Raw genomic sequence first — 21,993 nt, forward strand, 5'->3', positions numbered from 1 at the left:
TTAAAAAAGAATTGAGATTATACAAAAAACATTATTACATGTCAAGAAAAGGATGCTTAAAATTTGTTTTTAGTTAACATTGTTGCATGGTTAGGTTGGTTTGGTATCAGTTGATTTGAAAAATACATGATAAATACCACTCGCAAGATATATGAACACCAAATGGATGAATATTGGATTTATTGAATAAAGTTTATTTACATTTAAGTACCTTGTCTTTTAGTATTATGTGGACAGCTATTGCTATATGATAGATGATGTATAGTTCGTACTAGAAATTGTGAATAATATGGATCAACGATATTGATTGTATATATGACTAAATAAATTATTTTGAACTAATAAATTGATGCTATAGAGTTATTTAAAGACAGCATATATTTTTGAGATATCCACCTGAATAAATCTAATTGCCTCGTGTAAGTTAAACCAAAATTATAGATAGTACTTGAAAAATATTTTAAACTGTAGTCAATAAATAAAAATATATAAGAACATAAATCTAGGATATTTAAGATTAGGATTAAACCCCATTAATAGGGGTTTAATAAGTTAAATAATTATAGTCCATCAAAAGGATTTGAAACTACATCTTTGCGATCTACTATGTAAGGTATAATAGCTGCATGACGAGCTCTTTTGATCGCTTTTTCTACCATTTCTTGATGTCTTTTTGATGTGCCAGTTAAACGTCTTGGCATGATTTTAAATCTCTCTGATAAACAATACTTTAAAAGAGAAGTATCTTTATAATCTATAAAATCAATTTTTGCTTCTGTAAATTTGCAATATTTACGTGAATATTTTCTTTTTTCTGCCATTTTCTATCCTTTAAATTAAAACGGTATTTCGTTGTCGCCATCAAAATTATCGGCGTCAATGTTTATATCAGGGATTTTCTCCTCATAGTGCTCTTCTTGTATTTTTTTATTTTGTGGTTGCATTTGCTGTTTTTGCGGTGCTGAATTTTGATATCCACCATTACCATAGCTATTATTTGAACCATTATTTCGTTGTTGCGAGTATGAACTATTTTGATTAAATCCACCTTGACTTTGTCCATTAGCTCCGCTATTTCCGCCAAGCATCTCCATATTTTCAACTACGATTGAGTGCTTTGAACGGTTTTGTCCATTGTTGTCAGTCCATTGATCAAATTTTAATCTTCCTTCAACTAGAAGTTTGGAGCCTTTGCTTAAATATTGATTTGCTATCTCAGCTGATTTGCCAAAGAACGATATGTCAATAAAGCATGTCTCTTCACGTTTTTCGCCGTTAGTATTAAATTTTCTAGTAACAGCAATACCGGAATTTCCTATAGCAGATCCACTAGTAGTGTATCTTAGCTCGATATCTCTTGTTAAATTTCCAACCAGTACTACTTTATTGAACATTTTTGATCCTTGATTATTCTTCTGTAAAAGTTTGCTCGTCTACTTTTTCAACTCTTGGCTCACGCGGTGCTCTTGGCTCGCGAGGCTCTTTTTTTATGGTTTGTTTGATACCTTTGCAAAGTCTTTCCCAAGCTGCGATTTCGCGTTTATTTTCATATTTAACGCTTAAAAATCTTATGATATCTTCAGTGATCCTTACATTTCTCGTAAGCTCTGCAAGAAGTGCTGGTGGAGCTTTGTAATAGATAACAAAATATGTTCCACGCTCATATTTTTTGATGGTATAAGCTAGTTTTCTAGTGCCCATCTCAACGACAGTAGCGATTTCGCCGCCATTTTTTGTTATAACTTCTTTTACGAAGTCAACTTTAGCTTTAACTTCCTCTTCCGTTAATGTCGGCTTAAGAATAAATAAAAGCTCGTAATGTTTCATTTCTTCTCCTTATGGATATTTAGCTCACTTTGTGAGCAAGGATTTTGCTTTAAGCAAGGGTGGATTTTAGCTTAAAGTTACTTAATATTTGCTGTTGATATGAGATGTTGTAAATTTAAAATGGTTGATAATACAAAAATTTCTTTATCCATTTTTGTGTTTGTTTTTAGCTCTAGCTCGGCTAAATTTAGCGTTTTAAATATCTCTAAATAGGCATTTAAATTTAGTTTTAAGCTATTTGCTTTTAATAAATTTGCGACATTTACAGGCGGTTGATAACCAATTGCCTCATCTAAATTTAATCGGCCATTTATCTTGATGTAAGAGTAAATTTTAAATAGCCTAAAAAATGCTTTGTAAAGTGAGTTTAGAAGTAAAATTTCATTAAAATTTGGATCTTCTAGATAGGTAAAAAAGTCGTTTTTTATATCTTTTAGGGCCATAAATTTGTTAAAAAAATCATCAAAATTTATCCCGCCAAGTCCAAAAACTAGCCTTTTTACATCATCTTGTTCGATGTGTGTGTTTAGGCTCTTTAGCTTTGTTAGCTCGCTTGCTGCAAGGTATAAATTTTCATTATGCGTAAAGTAAAGCTCATAAAGTGCGTTTTTGGTTATGTTTAGGCCTATTTTAGCTGAGCTTTTAGCTAGTAAATTTATTACTTCATCTGGAGTTGAGGGCTTGAAAAATCTAGCAAAATTTGTCCCAAAAGCCTTTTGCATATCAAAAACTAGTTTCATATCGGACTCATAAAGCTCAAATAAAAAGTAATTATCTTGGCTTTTTGAACAAAGCGAGATGAGCTCCTTTAGCTCTTTTGCCGGGATCTTTTTGTCGCTTTTTATATAAAGAATATTTTTACCACCAAAAAGCGACTGCTCGTTTAGGTGAGAGCTTGCCTGAGCGTAGTTGTACTCGTCAAAATAAAGGCTTAATAAATTCGCATCTTCGCTTGTATAAAAGCTCAAAATTTCCTTGCCAAAAAGCTCGATCTGAAACTCATCCGCTCCAAAAAGCAAGAAGTAGTTGCTTAAATTTGTATTTGCTAAATTTAGCTCCAAATCTTTTCTATACATCGATCTTTCTTACCACTTTTGCAAAAATTTTAGCGCTCGCGATATCAGCCTCTGTGATCTTTACAACGAGCTTTTGAAGTAAATTTGCGCTGTATCCAGTTATAAAAATTCTAGCTCCAACAAAATAATCATCAAGCTTAGCAACCAAGACATTTTGGTTTTCGCTCACGTAGCAGAGCACCTCTTTGCCAATGTTTGCTGCTGCCCAGCGTGCAAATTTCCTATCCATAAAGTCGTAGGCTACCTTGTCGGCTTCTCTTTCAAGCTCGCTTAAATTTGCGCAGGTGCTTTGGATGTTTAAAAGCAAGAAGTTGTAAAGCTTCTCATCTTTTAAAATTTTAGCCTTTAAAAGCCTGTGTAAAATAAGGTCAGAGTAGCGTCTAATAGGGCTTGTAAAGTGTGTGTATCTATCAAATCCAAGCCCAAAGTGGCCTAAATTTTCACTTGAGTACTCAGCTTTTTTTTGAGACTTGATGATGAGTTTATCTATCTCCTCGCGGTTGCCTAGTTCATCGGCCTTTGCTTGGATTTTTCTTATCAAATTTGCAAGGTCGTTTTCATAAGTAAAGTCAAGCCCCAAAAGCTGCAGGTCTTCAAGTAAGGTGTCTATCTTTTTAAAATCAGGCGATGCGTGGTTTCTAAAAACGCCCTTTGTGATGAGCTTTGCGGCAGCTTTGTTTGCCAAAAGCATGCAGTCCTCAACAAGTCTATGTGAGTCGGAGTCGCTTTCAAACCTAGTTTGCGAAATTTGACCCTCGTCATCAAGGCTCATTCTAAGCTCTTTTGTCCTAAAGTCAAATGCGTGCAAAAGTCTTTTTTTGCGAAGCTTTGTGGTGAGTTTAAAAAGTGGCTTGACCCATGAAATTTCGCACTCTCTTTTTCCTTCTAAAATTTCATCGATCTCATCGTAGTTAAAGCGCCTTTTTGAAAAGATAATCGCTTCAAAAAGCTCCTCTTTTTTTACCTCGTTGTTTGTATCAAGTGAAATTTTAAAACAAAATGCAAGGCGAGGAACATTTGGCTTTAGCGAGCAGATATTTTCACTAAGCGCGCGCGGCAACATCGGTACTGAGATGTGCGGAAAGTAGATAGAAAAGCCTCTTTTTTTAGCCTCGCTGTCAATAGCGCTATATGCGGTCACATACTCGCTTACATCAGCGATTGCGACGTAAATTTCTCGCTTTTTTTCATCAAAATATATGGCATCATCAAAGTCTTTGGCATCGACTGGATCGATCGTGCAAAACTCTAAATTTCTTAGATCAACTCTGTTTGGATACATGCTAGCATCGACTTCATCACCAAAAGCCTTTGCTTCAAGCTCGCAAGCCTCGCTAAATTTATCATTTTTATTATAAATAGCAAGCGAAATTTTCTCATCACTTAGCGGATCTTCTAAATTTCCTAAAACCTCGACTATTTCGTTGTTTAGATTGTTTATCTTTAGTAGCGTCCCAAGCGGGAGCATCTTTAGGCTTTTTTGTGTCGCTTTTAAGGTAGTGCTTAGTCCAGTTTTTAAATTTACACCTAAAATGGCCGCTCCAAAGCGTTTTGTATAGACCACGCTTGTCTCATTGGCAAGCTTTAGGCTCATTACTATTTTAGCGCTTTGGCGTTTTTTCTTAAGCGGCAAAAGCTTTGCTAACACGATATCGCCAAGGTGAGAGTTGTTTAAATTTTTATTTTCTACGATTATGTCTTGCTTGAAGCGTTTATCAAATGGCATGATAAAGCCAGTTGCGTTTTGGCTGATGTCTAGCTTGCCACAGACGTAGCCGTTGTTTAGGTAAAATTTATCTTTATATGAGCTTACAGCACCAAGATTTAAGAGATTTCGTAAAATCTCTTTATCTTCGTTTGAAACTTCTTTCTCCTTGATGCCAACTAGAAGTGATGTTAGAAATTCTTTCACAAATTATCTTTGACTTTAGCGACAGCCATTAAAAACGTATCATGTCCAAAGCCGTATTCGTCAAGAAGAGGTAGAGTATTTTGTATGCTTATATCATCAAGTTGATTAAAGATATTTACAGCTGTTTTTATCACTTTTAGGGCTTTTGCATAGTCTTTTATATGATCTGGTGCCTCTTCTGGATTATTTGAATAGAGTATCGAGCTGCTAAGCTCTGTCTCAAGGTTCCATTGTTCAAAAATTTTAGCCGTAACTTCTTCATTTGACATATCTAAAATTTCTGTTTCAAATAGGGCAAGATCAATTGGGCTAGATATATTTTTAAGTTTTTCTCTAAATTCGACATCTTGCTTATTTTCGGCTAATTCGTGAGCAAGAACTATCTTGCCAATCTCAAGCATAAATGAAGCCGGAGAGAGAATTTCTAGACTTTTAGGATTAACTTTAGAATGCCAATTGTACATCAGTGCATTTTGTATTATCGAGATATTTAAAAAATCTTGTGTAGTAATGCCATAAGGCTCTAAATTTATAGAAAAGCTCTTTTTAATCGTACTTGAAAGCGCAAAACCTCGAATAGTAGCCATACCAAAAAGAGAAATAGCTCTTGCGATGGTTGTGATCTCTTGAGAAAACCCATAAAGTGGAGAGTTTGCTGAACGCAAGATATTTGCTGTTAGCATCGGATCCTTTTCGACCACTTTTGTAAGATCACTTATTGAGCTATTTTCGTCCGCATGTAAGCGTTGAATTTGTATAACTGTGTCATCTAATGGTGGAAGTGCTTTGATTTTTTTAAAAACTGATTCATTCATTGAGTTATCTCTTTTTTTGAAATTTCAGCGTATTTTATCAAAATAAATTATCATAAAACTTAAAAAGAGTTTCTGTATATTTCAGCCGAATTTTTGCTGGCTAAAGTTATAATTTTGCCAAATTTTAATAATAGGAGTAACAATGGCTATAAATGTTTATTATGATAAAGACTGTGATTTAAGCCTTATTCAAAGTAAAAAAGTAGCAATCATCGGCTTTGGCTCACAAGGTCACGCACATGCTGAAAATTTAAGAGATAACGGTGTAAGCGTTGTGATTGGCCTTTCAAAAGGTGGCAAAAGCTGGGCAAAAGCTGAGGCAAAAGGCTTTGAGGTAAGAACCGTAAGCGAAGCTACAAAGGGTGCCGATGTGGTTATGATTTTAACTCCAGATGAGCTTCAAGCTGAAATTTATAAAAATGAGATCGAGCCAAATTTAAAAGATCACGCTGCCATCGCGTTTGGACATGGATTTAATGTGCATTTTGGTCAGATAAAAGCTCCAGCAAATATAGATGTCATTATGATCGCTCCAAAAGCCCCAGGCCACACAGTTAGAAGTGAATTTGTAAGAGGTGGTGGCATACCTGATCTTATCGCTGTTGAGCAAAATGCAAGCGGAAAGGCAAAAGAGATCGCTCTAAGCTATGCTTGCGGTATAGGTGGCGGTAGAACTGGCATCATTGAGACAACATTTAAAGATGAAACTGAAACAGATTTATTTGGTGAGCAAGCTGTGCTTTGCGGTGGTCTTTGCGCTCTAGTAAATGCTGGCTTTGATACGCTTGTAGAGGCTGGATATGAGCCTGAGATGGCCTATTTTGAATGCTTACATGAGCTAAAATTAATCGTTGATTTGATGTATCAAGGTGGCATGGCCGATATGCGCTACTCTATCTCAAATACCGCTGAATACGGTGATTACGTAAGTGGTGTAAGAGTGGTTGGCGAAGAGAGCAGAAAAGCCATGAAAGAAGTTTTGAAAGAAATTCAAAATGGTAAATTTGCAAAAGACTTTATCCTAGAGAGAAAAGCAGGATATGTTAGAATGAACGCTGAACGCGGTATAGCTGAGAGAAGTTTGCTAAATCAAACTGGCAAAAAACTTCGCGCGATGATGCCTTGGATAACTAACGGCAAACTTATAGATCAAAATAAAAACTAAGCCTTGAGCGAAAAAAAGACTACAAAGAAGCGACCTACAAAAAAGAGTGCAGGTCGCTCTCACAATAAAACCTATCTTGGTATCGGCATTATCGCGGCTATTTTGATAATAGCACTTAGCGTAGCTCTTAGTATAAAAAATAATGGTGCAGAACAGATAAGCAAAACAAATGAGCCAAAGATAGAGAAACAAATTTCTAAAAAAGCTGAGCCAAAGGTTGCTAGTAAAGAGAAAAAACAAGAATACGAGAAGAGAAAATACCCTTTAAAATTTGATGAAGATGAAAATTTAAGTAAAATTTTTACCGATACTAAGTATAAAAGTGAGCTTGCTTTAAATTCAAAAGTTGAGCCAAAAGAGCAAAAGAAGATAGCTGGAGTAAAGAGTGAAGCCAAAAAAGAAGAGATAAAAAAAGAGCAAAACGATACTAAAAATTTACTCGCAAGTTATAAAAATACAGAACCTAGCGTAATAGAAAATGAACAAAAGATAGAGCTATTTTATAGCTCAAAAATCGAACAAAAAACCGAGTTAAAATCTCAAAATTTTGAAGTAAAAGTCGATCAAAATAAAAGCGCTGAAATAGAAAAAAAAGAAAAATTCAAAAGCGAGAACACAAAAGTCGAGCCAGCTAAAAAAGCTGAAAATTTAACTACCAAAAAGATAGAAAAAACAAAATACGAAGAAAAGAATATAAAAAAAGATAGCTTTGAAGCGGTACCTTTTACGCCAAACGCCAGCATAAAAGGGCGCGCAAAGCTCGTTATCGTAATAGATGATGTGGCAACATTTGAACATGCAAGCATGATAAAGTCGCTTGGCCTAAAAATCACGCCGTCTATTTTTCCGGCGACAAAGACTCATCCAGATACGCCAAATATCGCAAGAACATTTGAGTTTTATATGATACATCTTCCGATGCAAGCAAGACACTTTGATAGCCCAGAAATAGGTACTTTGACTACAAATGAAAGCTATGAAAGCATACTTGCTAAGATAAAAAAGATACGCAAAGACTTCCCGCGTGCAAAATATACAAACAACCACACAGGATCGCGCTTTACAAGCGATTTTGATGCTATGGATAAGGCTTATAGGGCGCTGATAGAGCAGGGTTTTGTCTTTGTTGATAGCAAAACTATCGCCCAAACCGCAGTCGCAAGAGCTGCAAAAAAACATAATCAGCCATACATTTCAAGAGATATATTTTTAGACGACGATCCATCGGCTAGTGCTGTTAGGCGTGAGCTTGTGGCTGCTGTAAATTTGGCCAAAAAAAGAGGCTACGCGATCGCCATTGGACATCCAAAGAAAAATACGATCGCAGTGATAAAAGAGAGCAAAAATAATCTTTTAAAAGATGTTGATGTGGTTTATTTAAAAGATATTTTATGAGACTTGACTTTATCCCAGAGTCATTAAAAAGACTAAAAAATCCACCAAAACAGCTAAATTTTATCGGAGATACTTCGCTTTTATCCTTACCAAAGATCGCAGTTGTTGGCTCAAGAAAGGCAAGTGTTTATACAAAAGAGTGTGTTACGGCACTTTGTACAGCACTAAAAAGTGCAAACGTCTGTGTGGTAAGTGGCGGAGCAATCGGCGTTGATATCGCAGCTCATAAAGCTGCTATACCACGAACGATTGGCATTTTTGCGAGCGGACTTGACACCATCTATCCAAGCCAAAATAAAGCGGCGATAAATGAAATTTACACCAAAGCCTTGGCTCTTAGTGAGTATGACGAAGGCGATCCACCACTTGCTTATAGATTTTTAGAGCGAAACCGTATAGTTGTTGGGCTTTGCGAAGCTTTAGTCGTCGCTCAAGCTGATCTTAAAAGTGGCTCTATGCAAAGTGCAAGGCTTGCAAATGAGCTTAAAATTCCAGTTTATGTACTGCCACAACGCATGGGCGAAAGCGATGGGACAAATTTTTTGCTTGCAAATAAAAAAGCTGAGATTATTGATGACTATCATAAATTTGCTTCACTTTTTGGCGAGATAAAAGAGCAAGAAAAGACTAGTGACGAGATTTTAAAATTTTGTAAAAATGGTATAAGCCTTGATGAAGTTTTGGCAAAATTTGGCGATATCATCTATGAGTATGAGCTTGAGGGGCTAGTTGAAATTTCAAATCTAAGAGTAAAGAGCGTGCTATGAGAGAGAAATTTATAGCCATTGATGTTGGACTAAAGCGAATAGGGCTTGCCTTTGGTTTTGGCGAGGTCGTGACGCCGCTTGAGCCAGTGCTTAGAAAAAATAGAAACCAAGCCGCAAGAGATGTGAGCCAAAAGGTAAATGAATATGCCCCAGATACGCTCGTAGTGGGTGTGCCAATCGGTGGTAGTAGCGAAGATGAGATGAGAAGACGCATCGAGCATTTTGTCTCACTTCTTGATGTAAAGGCAAATATTGTCTATCAAGATGAGGCCTTTAGCAGCAGTGAAGCTAGTGAAATTTACACAAATACAAGACGAGATGGTAGGCTAGATAGCATTTCGGCCACTATTATTTTAAAAAGATATCTTGGGATAAATTAAAATTAAAAAGTAAAAATCGGTCTATTTTTCGATCGAATTTTTAAAAGCTAGTTGAAAGCTATCTGTGCTAAAGGGCTGCTTTAATACTGTGACATGATTTGGCAGATCGTTAGCTGACTCATCGCTTTTACAAATGGCTACAATACGAAAATTTTTAATATTTTTAAACTCAAGTATATCTTCTAGCATCGCTTCATTTTTTAAAATTTTACTATCAATAAAAATAACAAATGGGGTAAAAATAGAATCTTTTATATGTCTCATTAGGTTGCTAATGTCGTTTTTGCCGATAACCTTTAGACCTAAAAAATTTATCTGAGCACTAATGGTGTCAAACAAAGCATCGTCATCGCAAGCAACTAAGATATTTGTATTTGTTTGATTTTTGATATTTATTTGTCTTTGGATGGCTCTATCGCCTGTTAGTGCTGCACTAAAAGATATTAAAAATTCTCCATCATTATGAGAGATTATAGATTCGTTTGCTTTTTTTAGATAGTCATTTATCTTGCTGAGATAGTAGTGGCTTGGCCTCATTACGCTATGGCTAGATTTTATCTTAATGTCAAAATGTACAGATTTGGGACTATAATTTTTAAGTTGAAAGAGAATGTAAATGTCTGCATATTCGGTAGAGTAAAGGAAAAATTTGCAAATATTTTCAAGTGTTTTTATGAGATTTGTAGCATCAAATTTTAAAAACCTTGGATAACTTGGATCGTAGCTAAAAATGATGGAATTTTTAGTGTCTTGTGCGTCTTGGTATATGGCACTAAGAAAAATTTCCATTCTGTTTATGATATCGATAGGTTTATCTTTCATATTATCAACATCCCGTCGCCGTATGAGTAAAATCTATACTTTTCATCAACTGCCGTTTTATAAATTCTCATCGTATCTTCAAGCCCTATGAAGCTAGTAACTAGCATTATTAGAGTTGATTTTGGTAGATGAAAATTTGTAAGAAGGTAGTTTTGCCTGATAGGCTTATTGTTTAGGTTTAAAAATAGCTTGCAAAAGCCGCTTGCTTGCTTGCTTCTTGCAAATTCTTCAATACATCTAGTAACCGTCGTGCCAACGCCAAGGATTGGCTTATTAGAATTTATAATCTCTTGAGCTTGCTCGCTTAGCTCGTAAAATTCTGAGTGCATTTTATGGTCATTTATATTTTGGCACTCCACGCCTTTAAACGTCCCAGCGCCAACATGAAGCGTAATATAGGCGACTTCATGCTTTGCTTTTATCTGCTCTAGCATTTGTTCATTTATGTGAAGGCTAGCTGTTGGAGCTGCCACTGCGCCGCTATTTTTAGCAAATATGCTTTGATACCAGCTCTCATCATCCTTGGTATCAGCCCTTTTAATGTATGGCGGAAGTGGAACATGACCAATCTTTTCAAGCTCACTAAAAAGGCGAACGTTATCAAGCAAAACGCCATTTTGCGTAAAATTTACCACTCTTGTGCCATCATCATTTAGCTCAAGCACATTTACTTTTAGGTTATCAGGAAAATTTAAAATGCTACCAGAGCTTACTTTGCCTCTTATATAGACACTAAATTTATTCTCGCCTATGGGCTGGTTTAGCATCACTTCGCAAGCCCCGCCGCTTTCTTTTTGTCCTAAAATGCGAGCTTTGATAACTTTTGTGTTATTAAAAATGACCGCTGCGTCCTCTGGAATAAGGCTGGAGAGATCTTTAAATTTGTAGTGTTTTATCTCTTTTGTATTTTTAAAATAGACAAGCAATCTTGCCTCTTCTTTTGGCAAAACTGGCTCTTTTGCGATGAGCTCTTCAGGCAAAAAATAATCATAACTTGAGACGTCGTTTATATTACTCATCGCTTGCTACGTCGCTGTCTTGTTCTTCTTTTTCGTCTTCATCGTCGCTCTTGTTAGCTCTTTTAGCGACGATTATTGAAATTCCATAAAGTCCGATTAGTGGTAGTGCCATTAAGACTTGACTTATCACATCAGGTGGTGTAACGATAGCTGCAAAGATAAAGATGATAACAACAGCATATCTGAAGTAATCTTTTAGCATCTTGTCATCAACAAGTCCGATCTTTGCTAAGAAAAATGTAATTACTGGTAGCTCAAATGAAATTCCAAAGCCAATTAGTAGTTTTGCAAAAAAGCCAACATATTCGCCAATGCTTGGTAAAGCCGTAAAGAGTTGGCCACCAAAATTTACCAAAAATGTAAAGCCAAGTGGAATCACCACGTAGTAACAAAATGCTGCCCCGCACGCAAACATAAATGAAGCTGAGATGACAAATGGGATCACATATTTTTTTTCATTGTCATAAAGCCCAGGAGCGACAAATAGCCAAAACTGCCAAAAAATGATAGGTAGCGCGATCACGACACCAGCAAAAAATGCAACTTTCATTGCTGTAAAAAATGGCTCTTGAATTTGAGTAAATATGATATTTGAGCCAGCTGGCAATACCTGTTTTAGCGGTTCGCTCATCCATGCAAGCAGTGGGTTCCAAAACGTAAAGCAGATGCCAAAACAGACAAAAACGCTTACTATGCTTATAAAAAGTCTCTTTCTAAGTTCGATTAAATGGGGTCTTAGCTCTTCAAACATTACGCCTCTTTTTTATCGTTTAAGATCGCATCTTTAACTAAATTTGTTGGATTTTGTATATTTTCTACCGTTTTTTTCGTGTCGCTTACGACGTTTTGTATGCTTTCAGTAACGTCGCTTGCGCTTTTCTTGATCTCGTCAAGCTCTTCAAAAGTAAGCTTTTTACGCACACTTTGCGCACTTTGAGTTATGCTCTCTTTGTATTTTTGAGCATCTTCTTTTAGCTCAGCTATCTTCATTTCTTGATCAAATGTTGATTTTGCGTCGTTTATGCCTTTTTTAAACATTTTTAGAAATTTTGCAATCTGAACCATCGCGCTTGGCAGCTTGTCAGGACCTAAAACTAACACTGCAATAATGGCGATAACTAAGATTTCAGAAAAACTCATTCCAAACATTTTTGCCTCTATTAAATTTTATTTAAGCTTTGTATTTTATCTTGACTTTGCTCAAAATTTTATAAATTTAGCCCTCGATAAAGAGTGCGATTTCGTCGCTTAGTAAGAAATTTGGATTGTAAAATTTGCCATTTTTAAAGAGCAGTTTTTCATTTTTTACAAGCAGATTTGCTCTTTTTTTCTGAGCCTCACTTAAGCGTCCAGCCTCCACGCCAACTATGCTTCTAAGCCCTAAAAATATATGCTCTCTTACTAACTCGCTCTCGTTTAAAATTTCTTTTTCTCTGTAAGTTGGTTGTGAGATGTAGGCATCTATGCTATTTTTAGCGTAGTATCTCGTGCCATCCACGAAGCCCACGCTAAAAGCACCTACGCCAAGGTAGTTTTTGCCTTGCCAGTAGCCAAGATTGTGCTTACAAATTTGCCCGAAATTTGAAATTTCATACTGCTTAAAGCCAGCTCGCTTGATCTGCTCTATCATAAATTTAGCCAAAGTGTCGCTATCTTTTTTATAACTTTTTTTACCAGCAAATGGAGTATTTTCTTCAAGAGTGAGCGAGTAGGCGCTTAGATGCGTGATAGCAAGACTTTTTAAATTTTCAACCTCAGCCAAAAGGCGCTTTTTAGTATCAAATTTAGTGTCGTAGATAAGGTCTAAATTTATATTGCTAAAGCCAGCTTTTCCAGCATTTTCTACAGCTTTAAAAATTTGCTCTCTACTATGAATACGACCAAGAAATTTAAGCTTATCTTCAAAAAAACTTTGAGCACCAAAGCTTATGCGATTTGCACCTAAATTTTTTACATGCTTTAGCCAAGCAAGGCTTGCTGAGTTTGGATTTGCCTCGAGAGTGATCTCGGTTTCTCGCGCGCAAAGAGGCACTAAAATGCTAAAAATTTCATCATAAAATTTAGCATTTACCGCGCTTGGTGTGCCGCCACCAAAAAATACGCTTGAAATTTCTTTTACATTTTGGCTTTTTAGCTGAAAATTTAGATCAAGAACTAGCGCTTGAAAATAAGCTTTAGTCTTATTAAATTCGTCATCACTTGACCCAAAAGCACAATAAGGACACTTGCTTTCGCAAAATGGCACATGGATATAAACTTGCAAATTTCTCTCTTTTAAATTTTGAGGATTATAAGAAATTTGGCATTTATAGTAGTTTAAAAGTAGCTTTTGGTCTTTAAGAGTTTGCTTGGTAAAAAGCCAAAATTTATCTTAAAAATTTTTGCAAAATGTGCAGTATTTGTATAGCCTACGATATTTGCAGCTTCTTTTATGCTGATATCGTTTTGCTCTAAAAGAGTAAAAGCTAGCTTTAAACGCTCTTTTGCTAAGAGCTGGTAGATCGTATCTTTGAAAAATAGCTTAAAATTTTTCTTTAGCCAAAAGTCATTTGTGCCACAAAGATGGGCTAGCTCTTTGATACTTGGAGGATTTTGCATACGACTTAGCAAGATCATTTTAGCCTTTAAAAGAGTCTTTTCTTCATCTCTACTAAGTGAAATTTCGCGCTCTTTTTGTATTTTGCTTTTATAAATAAGCTCTAAAATTTTTGACTCGGTAAAAATTTCCCTCAGCGTGCCTTCATATAAATTTGTCGTCTCAAGTTCATTTAAAACGCAAATTTGAGCTAAATCTTTTTTATATTTCAAAAGCTCAAATTTATCATCAAATCTAAGTCCAGCAAATATCTCAAGCTTATTTGCATAACTTTCATCAAAAAGTAGTGTTTTTGTCTTATAAAATTTATTTTGATACTCAAAGATGCCTTTAAAATCGTCATTAACAAGCCCAATGCAAAATTCATCTTTGTTTAAAATATACTCTTTTCTATCAAGCTTAAAGCAAAGATCGTTTTTAGCCTCATTAAACATTAAAAATAGGTATTTTTTAGACTTTTGACGATCTATTTTTATCCTGCCATTACATAAAATTTCACTTTTTAGATAGCTAATACCGCTGCTTTGCTTGAAAAACTCTACGCTTATTTGTTTTTCCTTTTGAGATATCTTCTTCGTTCCATATTTTTTGTCTAAATTTATCATTTTATCCCTCAAGCGTTAAATTTAATCCCTTTAGCGTTACGTATGATATTGATAACGATTATTTAATTTTAGTAAAATGTGCATTAAATTTTTATAAGGAGTTTTTGTGAAAAGGGCATTAAAAATTTCTATTTGTGCGGCAATTTTTATAAATTTACCGCTTTTTGCAAATGAAGATAAGGTTCTACCAGAAGTTAAAGTAGTGAGTGCAACAGGGTTTGAGCAAAATATCAAAGACGCACCAGCAACGCTTAGTGTTATAACCAAAGAGGCATTAGAAAAGAAAAATCACAAAGATATCGAGAGCATGACCAAAGATATCCCAAGTCTTTTTGGGACAAGTCCCGCAGCGGCAAATAGACGAGGAATTTCTATACGTGGATTCTCTCCAAGATTTACTAAAATTCTAGTAAATGGCATGCCAGTACCAGGCGATAACGCCTATAAAGGACTTAGAAGTGTTGGAGGCTCATATAGTTTCGTCCCACCAGCAAGTGCGATAAGCCGTATTGAAGTGATACGTGGACCTATGAGCTCGCTTTATGGAAGCGATGCACTTGGTGGAGTTATAAATATCATTACAGATGAGTTTAGTAATGAATTTGGTGCAAATCTTGGCTCAAGCTATAAATTTGCAAGAAATAAAAATATAAGTGGCGAGCTTTACAATAGCCTTTATTTGCACTCTGGACTAATTGATGATGTTTTAAGTGTTTCTGTTTATGGTAAAAATTTAAATAAATCAGAAGATAAAATTTCTTATGGAATCAGAGAGCAAAAGGATAGAAATTTTGGTACAAAACTATTTTTTAAGCCAAATGAAAATAATGATCTTATACTTGAGCTTGCAAGAAGCGATGTGAAATATAAAAGAACTAAAGGCAAAACACTATCAACTGGTACTAACTCGGTTGCTAGCGAGAGAATAGAGGGAGATATGATAAATTTAAGCCACGAAGCAAGGCTTGATAATATCTTGCTTCAAAGCTATTTATCTTATGGCAAGATAAAAGAGACAGCTCAACAAAATTTGACGTTAAAGACTCTAAACTTTGATACAAAAGGCTCATATTTTACTGATAATAATGCCTTTACATTAGGACTAAACGCTAAAAAAGAAAAGCTTGACGAAAAGGCTACCACAGCAGATGCGGCAAATGTAAAAAGGTATGATGTTTCACTTTACGGCGAAGATGATTATCATCTTACAAAAGATTTTATCTTAAGTACTGGTATTCGTTATAACTACGATGAACACTATGGCTCGCACGTTTCACCAAGAATTTATGGCATCTATAGCTTAAACGACTTTTTCGCCTTAAAGGGTGGAGTTAGCACAGGTTATGCGACACCTGATATCAAGCAACGCACACAAGATCTTGCGTTGCCATTTGCTGGAGGACGCGGAGCACAGCTTGGTAGAAGCAGCCTTAAGCCAGAGACAAGCGTAAGTTATGAATTTGGTGGCGTTTATAATAATAATGAAGGTTTTGAAACGTCTTTAACTGGCTTTTACACAAGTTTTAAAGATATGTTAAGCTATAACCCTATCTGCTCAAGAGGCAGTGTTTGCAGACACAAAGGCAAAATTTATCCAAATGGTATTTGGGAGAGTATAAATATCGGCAAGGCTGAAATTTACGGAGTTGAGCTAACAAATGAGTGGCAGGTGACAAATACTCTTAGACTAAATCAAAGCTATGTTTATACAAAATCAAAACAAAAAGATGGACCAGAAGCTGGTAAAACCTTAAACAACTATCCGCTTCATACATTTAAATTTGGAGCGAACTACGAGCTAAATAGATGGCTAAATTTCTGGTCACAGATAAATTACTATGGTAGAACTAAAAACTCTTTTAACTATGCTAATGATATGAGAGCTTACGTTATCGCAGATCTTGGCATAAACTACAATGTAACTAAAAATTTCAGCCTAAACCTAAGCGTTTATAATCTCTTTAACGAGTTTTTTACGACAAGATCAAACAGATATGATATCTTAATAGCCGATGGGCAAAAGATCGAGCTTGGCTTTAATTTGAAGTTTTAAAATGTTTAAAATTTGGCGGAAATTTCACTTAATTTTAGCTCTTATATTTGCTTTGCCACTTTTGATAATCTCAATTAGTGGAGCAATTATTTCGTATCACGATGAGATAATTGAGGCTTTTAGCAAAGATGAGATAGACATAGCAACTAATAAAAGTGCTTTAAAAATAGATGAAATTTTAAAGGTCTTTAGTAAGACTAGGCCAAATTTTAACCTTAGTTATATAAAGATAAAAGGCGAGGCAAATAGAGCTTATGTAGTAAGCGGCACAAGCGAGAATAGCGAGTTTAAGTCATTCTTTGTAGATCCCTATACGGGCGAGATAGTCTCTGAAAATAGTGTGGAAAAATTTATAGGGCTAGCTTTAAATTTACATAAAAATCTAGGACTAGCTCTATTTAAAAATGAAAATTTATCTAAATTTGCAAGTGAGCTAGTGGCGATTTCGACGCTTGCACTACTTGTGATTTTAATAACTGGAGTGCTGATACATTTTTGGAGATTTAGAAGCAAATTTATTAGCGCCTTTAAGCTAAATCTAAAGGCAAAGAAATTTGCATTTTTATATTCACTGCATGGATTTTTAGGGCTTTATTTGGGGGTCATTTTGCTTATTATCTGTGTTAGCGGCCTATGCTTTTCTTATGAGAGCTTTGCTAAGGTTATAAATCAAATTTGTGGCGAAGAGAAGGTATTTAAAAAGCCAAATTTTACTAGCAAAAATGGCTTTAGCCTAAATGATGAGCAAAAGGTAGAAAATCTTAAAAAAGCTTATGAAATTTTTACTTTAAAATTTGGAAATGAGTTTGATGCTTTAAATTTTATCCTCAATAAAGACGGCGTAAAATTTATGATCTTTTACTTGCCAAAAGGCGCTAGTGAGAATGATGGCGTTAGGCTTGTAGTCGATACGGCAAGTGGAGAAATTTTAAAAAATACCATGCCAAAATCTTTTGAAATTTATAAATTTATGCTTGATCTGCACGCTGGATATACATTCGGAGAGGCTGGAAAATTTATCTTTTTTATGGCTTCTTGTGGAGTTGGCGTGCTACTTTTTAGCGGCTGTGTGATTTACTACAAACGTCGTAAAAAGTAGTCTTATTTATCTATCTCTTAACTCTTTTTAGTTATTATCCCAAATAAAATTTTTGGAAAAATCATGCAAAAAAAATACAGACCAAATGTGGCAGCTGTTATTTTGTCTAGCTTGTATCCATTTAAATGTGAAATTTTAGTCGCAAAAAGGGTGGATATGGATGATATTTGGCAGTTTCCTCAAGGCGGAATAGATGAAGGTGAGAGTCCAAAGCAGGCCTTAAAAAGGGAGCTTAAAGAAGAGATCGGAACTGATAAAATCGATATCTTAGATGAGTATCCGCAGTGGCTAAGCTACGACTTTCCAGCAAACGCGGCAAAGAAATTTTATCCATTTGACGGACAGACGCAAAAATATTTTTTGGTTAGACTTAAAAATGGTGCCAGCATAAATTTAAAGACAGAGCATCCAGAGTTTAGCGAGTATAAATTTGTAGATTTTGGTAGAAGTTTAGAGGGAATAAATCACTTTAAAAAGCCTATTTATGAAAAGGTTTTGAGTTATTTTAAAGAGAAAGGATATTTTTGATGTTGATCGTTCAAAAATTTGGCGGAACTAGCGTAGGAACACTTGAACGCATCGAAGCTGTGGCAAATAGGGTCATTGAGACAAAAAATAGCGGTGCAGACGTAGTTGTGGTAGTTTCTGCGATGAGCGGAGTTACAAATCAATTGGTTGAATATAGTGAGTATTTTTCAAAACATCCAGATGGTGTCGCCACTGATATGCTTTTAAGCTCTGGAGAGCAAGTAACGACCGCGCTTTTAACGATCGCACTTAATGCAAAAGGCTATGCGTGTGTGGGTATGACAGGTGCGATGGCAGGCATAATTACTGATGATATTCATACAAAAGCAAGGATCGAAAGGATAGAGACTGCTAGGCTAAAAGCCGAGCTAAAAGCCGGCAAAATCGTAGTTGTGGCTGGCTTTCAAGGTATAGATGAAAAAGGTAATATCACAACCCTTGGTAGAGGTGGTAGCGACCTTAGTGCAGTTGCATTAGCGGGAGCACTTGATGCTGATCTATGCGAAATTTTTACCGATGTTGATGGCGTTTATACGACTGATCCAAGGATAGAAAAAAAGGCAAAAAAACTTGAGAAGATAAGCTATGATGAGATGCTAGAGCTCGCTTCTGCTGGCGCAAAGGTACTACAAAATCGCTCAGTCGAGCTGGCAAAAAAACTAAATGTAAAACTCATTACAAGAAGTAGCTTTAATCACAACGAAGGTACATTAATAGCAAAGGAAGATGACAATATGGAAGCAGTTTTAGTAAGCGGAATAGCACTAGATAAAAATCAAGCAAGAGTAACACTAAGGGGCGTAGTTGATAAACCTGGCATCGCAGCAGAAATTTTTACAGCTTTAGCTCATGAAAACATAAACGTAGATATGATAATCCAAAACGTAGGACATGACGGCACTACAAATTTAGGCTTTACAGTGCCACAAAATGAGCTTGAACTAGCAAAAGAAACTATGCAAAAGCTCTCAGCTGCAAAACATATAGAATTTGATGATGCGATCGTGAAAGTTTCAGTTATTGGCGTCGGCATGAAGAGCCATAGTGGCGTAGCATGTTTAGCATTTGAAACGCTTGCAAAAGAGGGTATAAATATCCAAATGATCTCAACAAGTGAGATAAAAATTTCAATGATCGTTGATCAAAAATATGGCGAGCTAGCGGTTCGCGTACTTCATGATGCTTATAAGCTAGATAAATAATGCAAGATTTTATTCAGTGGACGTTAAAGGCTATTAGGGACGAAGGCCCTTTGATGAGCTGGATGGAGGAAAGGCGTGTCGAATGGACGCCTTTGCTCGCATCTAGGCTTAAATTTTTACTTGAAGGAAGGGCTTTTATAACTATAAGCGATGAAGAGCGAAGATGGTTTGAAATTTATCTTTTAAAAAAGATGAACCATTCAAAAAGCATAAGGCCATTTTTGCCATTTTTTAGCCTAAGATCGCTTTATCCATCGCTTGATGAGATAGAGACAAATGAACAAAAGCAGCTTCTAAAAGATATGCTAAGTCTTGCTTTTCCAAATGGTTACTTGTTTTTTTATATCGGAAAGAGCCTTGATAGATATGCGAATTTAGCCAAAAGTGATGAGGATAGTTATATGTGGCTATTTGACGAGCAGGCGCAAAACAGTTTTACTCTTAGCTCAAGCGATGAAAATTTAGACATTAAACTAATAAGTCTTTGCAAAATTTTTGATAAAAGCATCGATGCGGCGCTCTTTGCAAAGGTGATACTCTAAATGCTTAATAAAATCGTCGTTACAAGCGATTTTGAAAGTTTAAAAGCCAAGCTTGAAAGCGAGTTTGGCATTAATAATTTAAGATTTTTTATAAGTGATGATTTTTTGCTAGAAAATGCAAAGGAGGTCATCGCAGAAGCTTACATTGCTGAAAAAGATGAAAAAATTTTAGTAATACAAGCTAATTCTTTTAGGACAGAGGCTCAAAATGCACTTTTAAAGATCATCGAAGAGCCTCCAAGAAATATCAAATTTATAATAGTAACACAGAGTAAAAATTTACTTCTACCAACGATTAGATCAAGAATGCTCATAGAAAATAATCTCACAAAAAAACCAAAAATAACCCTTGATCTAAATTTAAAATCGCTTAGCTTAAAAGAGCTAACAAGCTTTATCGATCAAAAGATCGCAGACGAACAAGCACAGAAATTTGGCAAAAACGAGTTAAAAGAGCTTGTTGGTGTTATCGTGACAAAGGCGGTTGATAGTGGGTATAAATTTAGTGGCGATGAGATGGATTATTTTTTCTCTCTTATCAAGCTTGCGGATCTAAATGCCAAGTCTCACGCCGTGCTAACGCCACTACTGCTTACTATATTTCAAAAAGGACGACGTTGAAATTTTACAAGATAAATAACAAAAGTGACTTTGATGAAATTTGCAAAGCCATCTCGCCAAGCCCTGCTGGTGCGAAGCTCATGCATGAAAAGAGCGAGATAAATTTTATATTTATAGATGAGATAAAAACCCCAGCAGCAAATATCCTAAAGCAAGATGCACTTAGTGTTGGAGCCGAGCTTGTGACGCATAAAGATACGATTTTGGGTCGTGATAGTCTAAATAAAGCCTTGCTAATGGCGACAGATGCACAACTTGGGCAGCTAGCTAAAAAAGAGAAGTTGCAAGACTTTGGGCTTAAAAATTTAGCAGCCTTTTTAGAGACAAAATTTATAAAGCCCACAAAGCCTCTTATAATGGGCGTTGCAAATATAAACACAGATAGCTTCAACGAACAAAGCCGCATAAATACGCAAAATGGCATAGCGAAAATCGAAGCCATGATCGAAGCAGGTGCTGACTACATCGACCTTGGCGGCGTTAGTTCAAGGCCAGGGAGCGAGTATTGCGGACGCGAGGAGGAGTTTAGGCGCATAAAAGATATTGTGGATGAAATTTACAAGCTAAATTTACATGAAAAGGCGAAATTTAGCCTTGATAGCTTTGATGAGTATTGCTTAGAATTTGCGCTAAATCACGGCTTTAAGATGATAAATGACATCACGGCAAACGCAAATTTAGCCCCGCTTGCTGCAAGATACGATGCCCAGTTTTGCATGATGCACATGCAAGGCGATCCAGCTACCATGCAGATTGCGCCAAAGTATAACGACCTAATTGGCGAAATTTCAGACTTTTTTGAGCAAAAGATTGTCTCAGCAATGGAGCTTGGCGCTAAAAAGATAGTGCTTGATGTGGGTATCGGTTTTGGTAAGACGGCTGAGCAAAATTTATTGCTTATTAAGCATTTGGAGCATTTTTTGAAATTTGGCTGCCCGCTGCTAGTTGGTGCTAGCCGCAAATCAGTCATAAACCACTACTATAAAAGCGAAGTCAAAGACCGCTTGCCAGGCTCGCTTTATCTGCACTTAAAAGCCTTTGAAAACGGCGCGCAGATCATAAGGACGCACGATGTGGCCGAGCACAAGCAGCTTTTTAATATGCACGAGGCGATGAGCCAAGCCACGCTTTGGTAGAGTTTATGCCTAAAAGCTGAGTGTATGGTGATAGAGAAATTTTGCAGCAAATGAGCCGCTTATATAAAGGCGCTTGGCAGGCAGGTGCGAGGCTTTGACGCTAAGGTCTGGGACGAGGTCAAATTTGGCGTCGTGCTAAATGCGAGCTATCTAAAATTTAGCCAAAATGCACCTTTGCGAGACTTTTTGCTATCAACTGGGAGTAAAGTTTTGGTTGAGGCAAGCCCTGTTGATAAAATTTGTGGCATAGGTTTGGCCGCAAGCGATGAAAATATGCAAAATCCTATGAAGTGGCGAGGGCAAAATTTACTTGGCTTTGCGCTGATGAGAGCGAGAGATGAGATAGCAAAGGTCTATAAAAATGTCCATTTACTTGACGCTAAAGAGCTAAATTTAGATCATTTATAAAGTATGTTTAAGATAAAATGCGGTG

Annotated in this window: 24 protein-coding genes; 12 read left to right on the forward strand and 12 right to left on the reverse strand. The window is 36.1% G+C overall.

Going from position 1 to position 21,993, the window contains the following annotated elements:
* Positions 1–560: 560 nt before the first annotated feature.
* From rpsR to F3G75_RS04990, 6 genes are all read right to left on the reverse strand, one after another.
* Complete coding sequence (gene rpsR, locus F3G75_RS04965) at positions 561–821, reverse strand: 30S ribosomal protein S18 (protein WP_021091467.1); 261 nt, start codon at positions 819–821, stop codon at positions 561–563.
* Positions 822–836: 15 nt separating this feature from the next.
* Positions 837–1,394 (reverse strand): single-stranded DNA-binding protein, encoded by a 558-nt coding sequence (locus F3G75_RS04970; protein ID WP_149716783.1) that lies wholly within the window; start codon positions 1,392–1,394, stop codon positions 837–839.
* Between the two features lie 13 nt (positions 1,395–1,407).
* A complete protein-coding gene (gene rpsF, locus F3G75_RS04975) occupies positions 1,408–1,827 on the reverse strand; it encodes a 30S ribosomal protein S6 (RefSeq protein ID WP_021091458.1) in 420 nt (139 codons plus the stop codon).
* A gap of 77 nt (positions 1,828–1,904) precedes the next feature.
* On the reverse strand, positions 1,905–2,903 hold the full coding sequence (gene holA, locus F3G75_RS04980) for a DNA polymerase III subunit delta (RefSeq protein ID WP_149716784.1): 999 nt from the start codon (positions 2,901–2,903) through the stop codon (positions 1,905–1,907).
* On the reverse strand, positions 2,896–4,815 hold the full coding sequence (locus F3G75_RS04985; RefSeq protein ID WP_149716785.1) for an RNB domain-containing ribonuclease: 1,920 nt from the start codon (positions 4,813–4,815) through the stop codon (positions 2,896–2,898). The genes holA and F3G75_RS04985 overlap by 8 nt, the downstream gene beginning before the upstream one ends.
* Positions 4,812–5,630, reverse strand: coding sequence for an HDOD domain-containing protein (locus F3G75_RS04990; RefSeq protein WP_021091523.1), 819 nt, complete (start codon positions 5,628–5,630; stop codon positions 4,812–4,814). Before F3G75_RS04990 ends, F3G75_RS04985 begins: the two co-directional genes overlap by 4 nt.
* Positions 5,631–5,772: 142 nt before the next feature.
* Between F3G75_RS04990 and ilvC the strand changes: the two genes are divergently transcribed.
* From ilvC to ruvX, 4 genes are read left to right on the forward strand one after another with little or no spacing between them, the layout of a single operon-like run.
* Positions 5,773–6,795 carry a ketol-acid reductoisomerase gene (gene ilvC, locus F3G75_RS04995; RefSeq protein WP_149716786.1) on the forward strand — a complete coding sequence of 341 codons (1,023 nt, stop codon included), beginning with the start codon at positions 5,773–5,775 and terminating at the stop codon, positions 6,793–6,795.
* A 3-nt stretch (positions 6,796–6,798) separates the two neighbouring features.
* Positions 6,799–8,190: a divergent polysaccharide deacetylase family protein gene (locus tag F3G75_RS05000; protein ID WP_149716787.1), complete on the forward strand. Its 1,392-nt coding sequence runs from the start codon at positions 6,799–6,801 to the stop codon at positions 8,188–8,190.
* A complete protein-coding gene (locus tag F3G75_RS05005) occupies positions 8,187–8,957 on the forward strand; it encodes a DNA-processing protein DprA (protein ID WP_149716788.1) in 771 nt (256 codons plus the stop codon). Before F3G75_RS05000 ends, F3G75_RS05005 begins: the two co-directional genes overlap by 4 nt.
* A complete protein-coding gene (ruvX, locus tag F3G75_RS05010; protein WP_149716789.1) occupies positions 8,954–9,337 on the forward strand; it encodes a Holliday junction resolvase RuvX in 384 nt (127 codons plus the stop codon). Before F3G75_RS05005 ends, ruvX begins: the two co-directional genes overlap by 4 nt.
* A 21-nt stretch (positions 9,338–9,358) precedes the next feature.
* Here the strand turns inward: ruvX and F3G75_RS05015 are convergent, their stop codons facing one another.
* The 6 genes from F3G75_RS05015 to F3G75_RS05045 form a co-directional block, all read right to left on the reverse strand.
* On the reverse strand, positions 9,359–10,159 hold the full coding sequence (locus F3G75_RS05015) for a hypothetical protein (protein WP_149716790.1): 801 nt from the start codon (positions 10,157–10,159) through the stop codon (positions 9,359–9,361).
* Entirely contained in the window at positions 10,156–11,178 is a 1,023-nt protein-coding gene (gene queA / locus F3G75_RS05020) for a tRNA preQ1(34) S-adenosylmethionine ribosyltransferase-isomerase QueA (RefSeq protein ID WP_149716791.1), read from the reverse strand. The genes F3G75_RS05015 and queA overlap by 4 nt, the downstream gene beginning before the upstream one ends.
* Positions 11,171–11,929, reverse strand: coding sequence for a twin-arginine translocase subunit TatC (tatC, locus tag F3G75_RS05025; protein ID WP_149716792.1), 759 nt, complete (start codon positions 11,927–11,929; stop codon positions 11,171–11,173). The genes queA and tatC overlap by 8 nt, the downstream gene beginning before the upstream one ends.
* Positions 11,929–12,327: a Sec-independent protein translocase protein TatB gene (gene tatB, locus F3G75_RS05030; protein ID WP_149716793.1), complete on the reverse strand. Its 399-nt coding sequence runs from the start codon at positions 12,325–12,327 to the stop codon at positions 11,929–11,931. Before tatB ends, tatC begins: the two co-directional genes overlap by 1 nt.
* 67 nt (positions 12,328–12,394) lie before the next feature.
* A complete protein-coding gene (gene hemW, locus F3G75_RS05040) occupies positions 12,395–13,441 on the reverse strand; it encodes a radical SAM family heme chaperone HemW (RefSeq protein ID WP_149716794.1) in 1,047 nt (348 codons plus the stop codon).
* Positions 13,442–13,494: 53 nt separating this feature from the next.
* Entirely contained in the window at positions 13,495–14,379 is an 885-nt protein-coding gene (locus F3G75_RS05045; RefSeq protein ID WP_149716795.1) for a helix-turn-helix domain-containing protein, read from the reverse strand.
* A gap of 106 nt (positions 14,380–14,485) precedes the next feature.
* On the opposite strand from F3G75_RS05045, the gene F3G75_RS05050 reads away from it, so the two are divergent.
* The 8 genes from F3G75_RS05050 (at position 14,486) to ybiA (ending at position 21,968) form a co-directional block, all read left to right on the forward strand.
* Complete coding sequence (locus F3G75_RS05050) at positions 14,486–16,432, forward strand: TonB-dependent receptor domain-containing protein (protein WP_149716796.1); 1,947 nt, start codon at positions 14,486–14,488, stop codon at positions 16,430–16,432.
* A gap of 1 nt (position 16,433) precedes the next feature.
* Entirely contained in the window at positions 16,434–17,531 is a 1,098-nt protein-coding gene (locus F3G75_RS05055; RefSeq protein ID WP_149716797.1) for a PepSY-associated TM helix domain-containing protein, read from the forward strand.
* Between the two features lie 63 nt (positions 17,532–17,594).
* Positions 17,595–18,059: an RNA pyrophosphohydrolase gene (locus tag F3G75_RS05060; RefSeq protein ID WP_021091471.1), complete on the forward strand. Its 465-nt coding sequence runs from the start codon at positions 17,595–17,597 to the stop codon at positions 18,057–18,059.
* Positions 18,059–19,261, forward strand: a complete 1,203-nt coding sequence (locus tag F3G75_RS05065) for an aspartate kinase (protein WP_021091541.1) — start codon at positions 18,059–18,061, stop codon at positions 19,259–19,261. The genes F3G75_RS05060 and F3G75_RS05065 overlap by 1 nt, the downstream gene beginning before the upstream one ends.
* Positions 19,261–19,803 (forward strand): HobA family DNA replication regulator, encoded by a 543-nt coding sequence (locus F3G75_RS05070; protein ID WP_021091525.1) that lies wholly within the window; start codon positions 19,261–19,263, stop codon positions 19,801–19,803. Before F3G75_RS05065 ends, F3G75_RS05070 begins: the two co-directional genes overlap by 1 nt.
* Positions 19,804–20,424 carry a DNA polymerase III subunit delta' gene (locus tag F3G75_RS05075; protein ID WP_084109374.1) on the forward strand — a complete coding sequence of 207 codons (621 nt, stop codon included), beginning with the start codon at positions 19,804–19,806 and terminating at the stop codon, positions 20,422–20,424.
* Complete coding sequence (gene folP / locus F3G75_RS05080) at positions 20,421–21,560, forward strand: dihydropteroate synthase (protein WP_084109373.1); 1,140 nt, start codon at positions 20,421–20,423, stop codon at positions 21,558–21,560. The genes F3G75_RS05075 and folP overlap by 4 nt, the downstream gene beginning before the upstream one ends.
* Positions 21,561–21,623: 63 nt before the next feature.
* Complete coding sequence (ybiA, locus tag F3G75_RS05085; RefSeq protein ID WP_223154366.1) at positions 21,624–21,968, forward strand: riboflavin biosynthesis intermediates N-glycosidase; 345 nt, start codon at positions 21,624–21,626, stop codon at positions 21,966–21,968.
* Positions 21,969–21,993: the final 25 nt, after the last annotated feature.

The organism is Campylobacter concisus (assembly GCF_902460705.1).
Taxonomy (GTDB): domain Bacteria; phylum Campylobacterota; class Campylobacteria; order Campylobacterales; family Campylobacteraceae; genus Campylobacter_A; species Campylobacter_A concisus_Z.